Below are 10,568 nucleotides of genomic sequence, written 5' to 3' on the forward strand. Positions count from 1 at the left end.
GGATCGAGCAGCGCGAAATCAGGGTGGCCGTTATACCAGCCGACAAATGCGGCGCTGCCGATGACACCGGGCAATTCTTGCCCCGGAATGCCAAGCGTGCGGTCGTTTGGTGCGCCGGTGGCGAGCACGACCGCATCGTAAAGCCCCTGAAGCTCGGCCAGCGATACATCCTTGCCCAACATGACATTGCCGACAAAGCGCACATTGCCCGCCATCGCGGTGCGCTCGTAGCGTTTGTCCACCGCCTTGATCGATTGATGGTCGGGCGCGACCCCGGAGCGGATCAGGCCATAAGGCACGGGCAGCCGGTCAATGATGTCGATCATCACGGCATCGCCCAGCAGTTTCAGCAACGCCTCGGCGGTATAGAAGCCGGCAGGCCCTGATCCAACGATGGCAATCTGTCGCATCCACTCCGCCCCTATCACTTTGCGCCGTGATGCTAACGCTGATTGCGCGAAAGGGAAGGGGGGGCCTTACGCCCCGTCAAGATGCGCGCGGATTGCGGCCAGGCTTTCGTCGAGATGGCTGAGCAGGAACAGGTGGCCGCCGTCTTCAATCACTGACAGCTGCGCATTGGGGATCAGGGTTTTGAGGATGTCGCCGTTGATCACCGGTACGATCTGGTCATCGCCGCCCATCATGATCAGTGTCGGCTTGTCGAGGAACGGCAAAAACGGCGCGCTGGTCCAGCCGATCATCGCGAGCAGCTGATACAGATAACCGATCTTTGAAGGCGGGGTGATGCGCCCGGTATGCCCGCCCGCGCCTTTGGTCGATCCGCCGTAGAGCGTGGCAAAATGCTTCTCCATATAGCCAGGGTCAATGTAGCGGCGCGGATCGGCCATCTTGCTCAGCGCCTTGATGTTGCCGGGCACCATGAACATGCCTGCTGTGGTCGCAGCAAGGATCAGCCGGTTGACCCGGCCCGGATGTTGCAGCGCGAAATGCTGCGCCATGGCGCCGCCCCAGCTGACTCCCATGACATCGACCTGCTCAACCCCAAACCGCTTCAGCAGCAGATCGGCGACACGCGCCATCAGGAACGCGTTATACGGCACCTTCGGATCGGGCGATCCGCCGACACCGGGCATATCGAAGGTGATGAACGGGCGTTCGTCCAGCATCTCGGCAAAGGGGGCGACCGCCTCCATGTTGGCGCCGATGCCGTTGAAGAACAATAGCGGCGGCTTGGTCAGGCCCTCATCGAACCGCCAGCGCCCGACGCGCAGGGTGCGGCCATCGACCACCTCCATGCTGAACTCGGGCTCGGTCGTGAGGGCGGGCTTTGGTTTGCTTGCCAAAAGAAAATTCCGTTCAGGTCTAAGGTCGTAATAGATTGAAATCCTCCACTGAAAGCGGAGGGGGACCATCCGCGGGATGGTGGAGGGGTGGCGAATGGGCGCTGCGATTCATTGATCCGCTATCCCGCTTCCTCTCCGTCAGCCCTGCGGGCTGCCACCTCCCCGTTCCGGGAGAGGATTTTGGTATCATCACTCCAATACATACAGACCCGGCGCGGGTTCCAGCGCAGGATTTTTCTTGCTGCCCATGGATTTTGGCGCAGGGACCTTGTCACCCGCGCGCGACTGCAGCCATTCCATCCAATAGGGCCACCAGCTGCCCTTGATCTCCTCGGCCTTGGCGAGCCACGCATCGACATCCTCAGGCGTCTTGCCCGCCTTGACCGGGGTGTTGCCCTTCATACGGAAATACTTGGCCTTGGGGTTGGTCGGCGGGTTGAGGATCGCCTGCATATGGCCTGATTGCGACAGCACGAAATCGACATTCTTCGATCCGAACAGCTGGGTCGAGCGATAGCAGGCGCGCCACGGCGTGATGTGATCGGTCACCCCGCCCAATATGAACAGGTCGTTGGTCACCTTGCTCAGATCGATCTTGTGATCGACCATCTCGACCTCGCCCTGTCTGGTGAACGCGAGCGTCTCGAATATGGTGAGGAAGTCGCCCATCAGGCTGGCCGACAGGTTGGTCGCATCGGCATTCCAGAACAATACGTCGAACGCGGGCGGGTCTTCTCCCAGCAGATAGTTGTTGATCACATAGTTCCAGATCAAATCGTTGGGGCGCAACCAGGCAAAGCCGCGCGACAGGTCGCTGCCCTGGATCACACCTTGTTTGGCGGCGCGCTGCTTGGCGAGCGCAAGGCCGTTGTCGCTCATCAGCGATCCGGCCTCGATATCGGTCTGCTTGGGGTGCAGCACGCACACCATAAGCGTCACCGCGCCGATTCGGTCATCGCCCTGCGATTGCAGCTTGGACAGCAGCATGGCGAGCGTCTGCCCGCCCGAACAGCCGCCCGACACGTTGACCTTTTTCGATCCGGTGATGTCGCAGATGACATCGACGGCGCGGGTGCAGGCGGCGATATAATCCGTCATCGCCCAATGGCCGTGCACGGCCTGCGGGTTGCGCCACGAGATCACAAAGGTCTGGATGCGGTTATCGACCTGCCATTTGACCACTGACTTTTCGGGCGACAAATCGTTGATGTACATCTTGTTGATCTGCGGCGGGATGGTCAGCTGCGGGATCGCGTAGACCTCATCGGTGGTCGGCGCATATTGCACCAGCTCCATGATCTCGTCGCGATAGACGACATTGCCCTTCGAGCAGGCGACATTCTCGCCCAGCTTGAACGGCTTTTTATCGACCATGCTGACCATGCCGTCGTTGTAGAGCATGTCGTTGTAAGCGTTTTTGAGGCCCTTGAGCAGCGACAGCCCGCCCGAATCGAGCACCCGCTTTTGCGCGGTCGGGTTGCCCATCAGGCTGTTGGTGGGGGCAAGCGAATCGATGATGATCGATGAGATGAAATTTGCACGGTCGCGCTCAAGCGCGTCGAGATCGAGGTCCTCGATCCAGCTTTTCATGCCCTTTTGCACCGCCAGATAATATTGCGCGCCCGCCTTGAAGAACGGGTTGAAGGCCCAAGCCGGATCCATGAAGCGCTTGTCCTTGGGATCCGGCGCGATGTCAGACTGGCCCATCATGATCTTGACCACATCTTCCGAGAAGGACTGTGCATGACGATAGGTGCGCGCCGGGTCGCTCGCGGTCTCGCGCAGCAGCAGGCTGATGGCACCCATGAAGTCCTCGCGGGCCAGACCCATCAGCGGGCCGAGCGCGGTGGTCGACTGGGCGGCCTCATCGACCAGGGTGGGGGTTTCGTCTGCCATGGCGCTTCTCTCTCCGATTTTGAGGTCACGCCCGCTTTTGCAGGCCGCGTTCCTAGTTTAGCTCAATTGCGTTTGAAGGGCACGGGCGAAAGACCAAGCCCGTCGCCGTTCTTGCCTGCGGGCAAGCGGCCGATCAGCGTGCCGCTGGTCATGTCGATCTCGGCGATGCGATCCAGCCCGGTCTCGGCGGCATAGAGCCGCGCACCGTCGGGCGAGAACAGCAGCGTCACCTGCGCGCTGCGCTCCGATCCGCCCAACGTGATCTTGGCCTTCACAGTGCGGGTTGCGGTATCGATCAGCGTCAGGCTGCCATCCTGCAGGTCGGATGTGACCGCGGTCTTGCCATCGGGGCTGATCGCGATACGGATCGGGAAACGGCCGGTCTCGATCAGCGCAAGCTGCTTCAGCGACATGGCGTCGAACACATACACATCGTTGCTGCCGCGCGCCGCGACCCACAGCTCGCGCTCATCGGGGGTGAGCGCAATCCCTTCGGGCTCGGTCCCGGCGGCAAGGTCAGTGACCTTCTTGCCCTTCGCCACATCGAGGACCGTCACGTTCTTTGACGACAGGTTCGACACAAAAGCGCGGGCACCATCGGCGGTGACGGCAAGCATATGGCTGCCCTTGTTGCCGGTCGGGATGCCGCTGACCTTCCAGCCAGCGCCTTCGGGCGAGACGATGGTGAGCGTGTCCGACCCTTCGGTGGTCGCAAAAATCCGTCCGTCAACCAGCCAGGCGATGCCATGCGGTCGCAAATTGGGGGCAAGATCAATGGTTTCCACAAAATGGCCGCTGGACACGTCAAAGATGTCGATGGTCTGGCCACCATAGGCGACGACAGCCGCGCGGTTGCCATCGGGTGAGATCGCAACTTCATGTGGCATCAGGCCGGTCTCGCGTCGCTCCATTTCGCGGCCCGTCGCCAGATCGATGAAACTGACGGTGTTCTCGCCCTTGTTACCGATGATCAGCGTGCCGTGTGAAGTGGAGATTGGAGCGGCGGGGCCTGAGGCGGCGTGGGTTGCTGCGGGGGTTGCTGCTGGAGTCTGCGCTTCGGCAGGCAGCGCGGTGAACAGCAGCAGCGGCATCAGCGCCTGTCGCGCCACCAACAACCCATATCGAACCGCCATGAACTCTCCCGCGCGCCTGTCTTTGAACTGAGCTTAGCGGGTGCATGTGCGCGGCACAATGGGGCGTGACGTCATCCGAAAATCCGCTTGTTGCGCGTTACGCGGTCAGCCATCGCCATGGTCGTCAGCTGCGCATTCACGCGGATGCAGCTGGGCATCACGCTGGCGTCGGTGACGTAGACGTTGGCGGTGCCGTGCACCTTCTGGTCGAGATCGACCACGCCCTTGGCAGGATCGGCATTGATCGCGTTGCCGCCGTGCGGGTGGCTGGATGACAGCACGACATCGTCGGGTTCCTCGATATGCCGCGCAAACCACTGATCGATCTCGTCATGCGTCATGCCGGGATAGAGCGTCTGGCCGCGTAGTAAGGCGGGATAGACCTCAAGCGCGCCGCCTGCGAAATGAATCTTGGTCATCGTCGCCAGCGCGCGGCGCAGCACATCAAGGTCGCGTTCCTGCAGCTCGAACGCCAGCTTGCCCTTCTTGATCCGCCCCAGCCGGTCGGCAGGAAACAGCACGCCCGCCGATGTCAGCCGGTTATAATTTTTCATTCGGCTGAAATGCGCATCAAACCAGCCGGGCACGAGCGTGGACATGCTCATCGGTGGCTGAAAGTGGCTTTCGATCAGAAAGTCACCGCGATCAATAAAGGTCGCCATCTGGTCTTCATCCCAGGCATTGACCGTCCGGTCGAGCAGCGCGGGCACCGGGCATGCGACGTTGAGCGAAATGGCGGTGCCGGACTGGGCAATGCCGCTGTCGATCAGGATGTTGCTCGATGCAATCGCCCCGGCCGCGACCACCACGCCTCTGGTGACATGAACGATCTTCGCCCGGCCATCGGGCAGCTGCACCTGCACCGCGCTGGCGACGCGCCCGCCTGGTCCAGACTTGTCGTTCCAGAAAATGCGCGTGACTGAAGCGTGATCAAGGATGCGCGCGGGGTTGCCAGGCTTCGACGTGGCATGATGCAAGAAGCTCTCGGGCATCGCGCGCTTGCGCCCATAAGGGCAGCCGGTGTTGCAATAGCCCGCCGATACGCAGGCATTGGGTTCGTGCCTTGCCCCCCAGTTCTTGTGGAACCATCCGGAAATCGCCTGCTGGTCGAGCGGGTCCTGCGATGTCGCCTGATAGGCCGACCAGGCAGTGAGCAACCGGATGCCGTTGTTCAGCCCGAGCCGGGCATCGATTTTGTGGATGCCGAGTATCTTTTCGATATGGTCATACGATGCATTGAGGCTTGCCGGGCTGATGTTGGCGCCGAGTGCCGCCCATGTCGCGAGCACATCATTCGCTTGCGGGTGCGTCTCTCCGTCCTGCTTCACGCGCAGGCAGATGCCGTTGTTGATCACCGTTGAGCCACCGACGGTGCGGCCCTGAAAGATAATGATGTCGTTGTTAGCGGTTGTCTGGATGGCGCCGTCTTTATACAGGTTTGAGGACATCTGCGCCTCGCGCGTGGTGATCCGCGTGCTCGGATAGTGCCACCCCGCCTCGACAATCAGCACCTCATAGCCCTGATCGACGAGATTTGCCGCCGCCACCGCGCCGCCCGCGCCCGATCCAATAACGATCACCTCGACGCTGTCCGGGATCGCGTCCTCGCCGATGAACACTTCGGGCGGCAGATCGTTGGCGGTATATTCGGCAATATCAGGGTCATCGACGGTGCCTGCGCGCTCGCGATGGCTGGGCAGGGTGAAGCCGATGGATGCCAGCACCGGGTTGGCGCGGTTTGCGTCCTCAACCTCGATTGTGGATGGCTGGTCGGATTCAGCCTCGATCCAGTGCCCGTAATAACCCGCGTAAACGATGCCGCGCACCCGGGCGAGGTCCTGAAAGAAATTCACCCGGCTGTGCTTGAAACGCCGCCGCAGCCGCCAGATACGGAAAGGGCGCGGCGCGAAATGCCAGACGGGGCCACCCAGGATGAACCAGCCGATCAGCAGCGCGAGCGCGGTGTCGCGCGGCTTGTTGCCTTCGATGTCGGCGAACATCCGCTGGAGGTTATCGACCACCTACTGCGATGAAATGACCATCTCGGCAGGATCGAAAAGGGTTTCTGCCCACCGCCGCCAGATCGCGGCCTCCAGCAGATTAAACGGTTTGCGCTGCATGTATTGTCGACTCCCCCCAAAGACCCGGAGGCAAGACTAGAGTGTTTTCACTTTGAGCGAAAACACTTTTACTTTTTGACGTCGTATTTTCCGAGCCATTGACCGCAAACGGTCAATTTGGAAATACTTTAGACGATGAACATGCGTATACAAGCAACAATATCATCCGAAGCGCTAACAATTCAATGCCGATAACAAACAAAATGCCCCGGCTGGTGCAACACCAGCCGGGGCACGTTGTGCTCACGCGTTGCAACCGATCAAAAGCGCGCGGTCGCTCCGACGAAGAACAGCCGCCCGATGCCGCTCACCGGATAGGCCGAGCTGGCCAGATACGGCTCCTTGTTCGAGATGTTGTTCACCCCGCCACTGATCGTCAGGTGCTCGTTAATCTCGTAGCGGGCCGAAATGTTGTGCAACCAGTATTCGGGTGCAAAACCGGCTGGGCCAAACTCCTGCTCGATCCGCTCGATCTGGATAACCGATGCAGCGGCCTGCTTGCCGATATATTGCAGCGAATAGTTGAGCGTGAACCCGTCGACATTGTAGGTGACTGAGCCGACACCCGACCATTCGGGTGCACCCAGCTCGAGCAGGCCGGGGTTGACGAGCGTGGTATCAACAGGATCAAAGAAGCGGTTGACCTTTTCGGTCCAGTTGGCGGCAACGTTCAGGCCAATATTCGCGCCGTTGATTTTGAACTGATAGTTCAGCGTGGCATCGATGCCCGAAGTTTCAATCCGCCCGAAGTTCAGCTGGGTCTGCCGCAGGAAGTTCAAACCGAAGGCAGTGGGGCCGGTCGGGCCGTTGCGGTCGAACAGGTCGCAGAACTGGTTCGGGAAGGTCGAAAGGTCATAGCAGGTGTTGACGATATCCTGCGCGGTGACTGCCGCAATCGCGTCCTCGATCTTGATCGAATAATAATCGGCAGACATGGTCAGACCGGGCAGGAAGCGCGGCTGCAGCACCCCACCAACTGTCCATGTCGTCGCCGTCTCCTCGGTCAGATTGGGGTTGCCGCCACTGGTGCCGGAAAAACGCGCCGTGAGCGGATCTTCATAGCCGACTGGAATCCCCGCCGCACGGCAGTTGTTGAGGCGGTTTTGTGCGTTGGGATCATTGGACGCCAGCAACGCGTCGATGGCAGACTGGTTGCAAGGATCGGCGGGGCGGAAAGTCGCCCCCTGCGCAGGGTTGAACAGTTCGGAGATGTTCGGCGCACGGATGGCGCGCGAGTAAGAACCACGGAAGCGGATATCGGGAATCGGTGCCCAGATGCCATTGACGTTCCAGGTGAACGCCCCGCCGACTGTGGAATAATCGGCATAGCGCCCGGCGGCCCCGACGGTCAGTTCGTGGAAGAACGGGGTGTCTTTCGCGATGGGCAGAGAGAGTTCACCGAACACTTCCTTCACGTTGAACGTTCCACCAGCGTTAAAGGTCTGTGTCGCGGCATCGAACAGCAGCGACTGGTTGTCAGAAATGTCGCCGATGAAGGTGCCTGCGGGGCCAGCGGGCGACCCTTCAGGCAGGAGCCCGAGCAACAGGTCGTTGAACATGCTGCGCGACTTTTCCTTGCGGTATTCAGCACCCAGCGCAAACTGGACAGCACCGCCGGGCAGGTTGAAGAACGCGCCGGAGTCGCCGGTCAGCAGACCTGTCACCACAAACTGTTCCAGCCGGAAGCGGTTGGTGGTCGGCGTGGTGATGAACGCGACGCCTTCGGGTGACACCGAGTTTGTGCCGTTGAACAGGCTTACCGGACGGCACTGGCCGTCACCAGGGCGGAAAGTGAAGAACCCGGGGGCGATCACCGGGAAGATTTCGCTACCCGGGTGCGGTACGCCGCTGATATCCGAGCGGCAGATGGGCTGGCCGTTTGGTCCGCGCACCACGTCAATGGCGGCGAACAGCCGGTCATATTGCACCGAGTTGCTTTGCGTGACCGCACTGTCGGTGCGACCATAGTTGCCCACCAGCTCGTATTTCAGATTGGGAGAAATCTCGCCGGTTATCCCGGTGACGAGGCGGTAAGTTTCGCGCTTGGCGGTTTGAATGTTAGGGCCAAGGTCAAGAAAATCGCGGCTGACGCGAAGGCCACCGGCAGCGTTGGAGTCTGCCTGCAACACCGCAGGTGTAAACGGGTTGTCAGGGAAAATCAGCAAGCTGTCGTAAAACGTGTTGTAGTTGTTGCGCGACAGCGTGTTGTTGCGCGCATATTTGGCATCGATAAACACTTCAGCCGCTGGCGAAAACTCATACCGACCGCGGAAATTTGCATAGATGCGCTCGCTTTGCGGGACGAGCGAGGTTTCGTTGGTGCGCTCAACCGCACCATCCCCGCCGAACTGGTTCGACGCCGTCGAGACGATGCCGTCTTCGAAGATTCTCACGCCGCCGCCGGGGGTCGAGACGTAGCAACCGCCACCGCCAAAGCCCGTACGGCCGATGAAGCTTTCGTTACAATCGGGGATGCCGTTGTTGTTGATGTCGGCGCCGAAAAAATTGAAATCATTTCGAAAAATTAGGCCTTGGCCCGAGCTAATGGCAAAGCGCGGGTCGCGGCCAATGACGAACAGCGGTGCGTTTGCTGCGCGATCAATCAGGGCCTGTTCTGCAGGTGTGGGCGTTCTACCAGGAAAAGCTGCTGCAAATTGTTGCGCGTTGGGGATGGCCGGGCCAAAAGGAAACCGCGTGTTGCCAGGGCCAGGGCCGCCAAGCCGAAAGCGTGAAGCAAAGTTCGGCATGGTGGCAGCGACGATCTCACCACGCTGGAAACGCCGGTCCGGGTTGGCATAAGTAGTGCTATTATTGCCGCGTCCGTTATCACGCGTGAAATCGCGCGCGCCGAACAGCACTTCCAGATCCTTGGTGTAACCGGCGGAGAAGGTGACGTTGCCGCGTCCTTCAGCAAAATTTTTGCCGATGGTGCCTTCGATGCGGAAGCCGCCGCCGTCGCCCTCATCAGCCATGCTGACCCCGCCGTCGAGGATCAGGCCTTCAAAGTCCTTCTTAAGAATATAATTGACCACCCCGGTCACCGCGTCGGCGCCGTAGATGGCCGAAGCTCCGCCGGTCAAAACGTCGACCTGCTCAATCAAAGCGTTGGGGATTGTCGAAACGTCAACGGTTTGCGCACCGGCTACACCCGACACATGGCGGTAGCCATCAACCAGCACGAGGGTGCGGTTCGAGCCGAGCTGGCGCAGGTTGAGCGTTGCCTGACCAATCCCGCCACCGCCGCGCTCAATCGAGTCGGCAACGGTGCCGGAAGAGATCAGTGCCGGAATCTGGCGCAGGGTGGCAGACGCATCGCTGTTGCCTGATGCGGCAAGATCAGCGGCTGTCACGGTGCTGATCGGCAAGGGCGCGGTCGCGTTGGCGTCGCGCTGCAGGCGGCTGCCGGTGACGATGATGGTCGCATCGCCATCGGATTCCTGGGCTTCGGCCTGATCCTGCAGGTCCTGCGCAAATGCGGCAGGTGCTGCCATGGTGCCGATCAGCAGCGCTGTTGCGATGGCCGAAAGCGAGACAGATTGCGATTTTTGAATTGAAATGGACATGAACACTCCCCGGTGGTTCAATGATTAATCTCTGCGATCTACCAATCCTGCGAGCGCTCGATATGCGCCCTGCGAACCAGCATTTTTGTTGTTCCCCTGATCAGGCCGACGTATTAATGTTACATAGTTCTGGCACTGGACAGTTGAAAGCTATTCCCAATGGTCCTCGCATGGCAACCCGCTTGTCATTAAGCTTTGGTATTATCCCAAATCATGTTGCAGTTTTGCAACAATGAAATGCAAGCGCATTCCTTGCTGACACTGGTGCAAGCCCCTGCTAATCGCGCGGATATGACTGAACTTTCCCTGATCCGTAATTTCTCCATCATTGCACATATCGACCATGGCAAATCGACCTTGGCAGACCGGCTGATCCAGCAGACAGGCGGCCTTTCGGCGCGCGAAATGTCGGAGCAGGTGCTCGACAACATGGACATCGAAAAAGAACGCGGGATCACCATCAAGGCGCAGACGGTGCGGCTGAACTATACGGCTGAGGACGGGCTGCTGTATGAGCTGAACCTCATGGACACGCCGGGGCATGTCGATTTT

General features: G+C 60.1%; 7 protein-coding genes. 1 reads left to right on the forward strand and 6 read right to left on the reverse strand.

What is annotated here, in order from left to right; translation table 11 throughout:
- From ACEW8G_RS08635 to ACEW8G_RS08660, 6 genes are all read right to left on the reverse strand, one after another.
- A partial coding sequence (locus tag ACEW8G_RS08635) for an FAD-dependent oxidoreductase (protein WP_373488021.1) occupies window positions 1-410 on the reverse strand: 410 nt, incomplete at its 3' end.
- Between the two features lie 66 nt (window positions 411-476).
- On the reverse strand, window positions 477-1,304 hold the full coding sequence (locus tag ACEW8G_RS08640; protein WP_373488022.1) for an alpha/beta fold hydrolase: 828 nt from the start codon (window positions 1,302-1,304) through the stop codon (window positions 477-479).
- A gap of 189 nt (window positions 1,305-1,493) precedes the next feature.
- Window positions 1,494-3,200, reverse strand: a complete 1,707-nt coding sequence (locus ACEW8G_RS08645; RefSeq protein WP_373488023.1) for a PHA/PHB synthase family protein — start codon at window positions 3,198-3,200, stop codon at window positions 1,494-1,496.
- 62 nt (window positions 3,201-3,262) lie between these two features.
- Window positions 3,263-4,333 carry a YncE family protein gene (locus ACEW8G_RS08650; protein WP_373488024.1) on the reverse strand — a complete coding sequence of 357 codons (1,071 nt, stop codon included), beginning with the start codon at window positions 4,331-4,333 and terminating at the stop codon, window positions 3,263-3,265.
- 71 nt (window positions 4,334-4,404) lie between these two features.
- Window positions 4,405-6,333 carry a GMC family oxidoreductase N-terminal domain-containing protein gene (locus tag ACEW8G_RS08655; RefSeq protein ID WP_373488025.1) on the reverse strand — a complete coding sequence of 643 codons (1,929 nt, stop codon included), beginning with the start codon at window positions 6,331-6,333 and terminating at the stop codon, window positions 4,405-4,407.
- Between the two features lie 380 nt (window positions 6,334-6,713).
- Complete coding sequence (locus tag ACEW8G_RS08660; protein ID WP_373488026.1) at window positions 6,714-10,016, reverse strand: TonB-dependent receptor domain-containing protein; 3,303 nt, start codon at window positions 10,014-10,016, stop codon at window positions 6,714-6,716.
- 291 nt (window positions 10,017-10,307) lie between these two features.
- Here ACEW8G_RS08660 and ACEW8G_RS08665 point away from each other — a divergent pair.
- A partial coding sequence (locus tag ACEW8G_RS08665; RefSeq protein WP_373488027.1) for a GTP-binding protein occupies window positions 10,308-10,568 on the forward strand: 261 nt, incomplete at its 3' end.

Origin of the sequence: Blastomonas sp. (assembly GCF_041747255.1) — a bacterium.
In the GTDB taxonomy this organism is placed as follows: Bacteria; Pseudomonadota; Alphaproteobacteria; order Sphingomonadales; family Sphingomonadaceae; genus Blastomonas.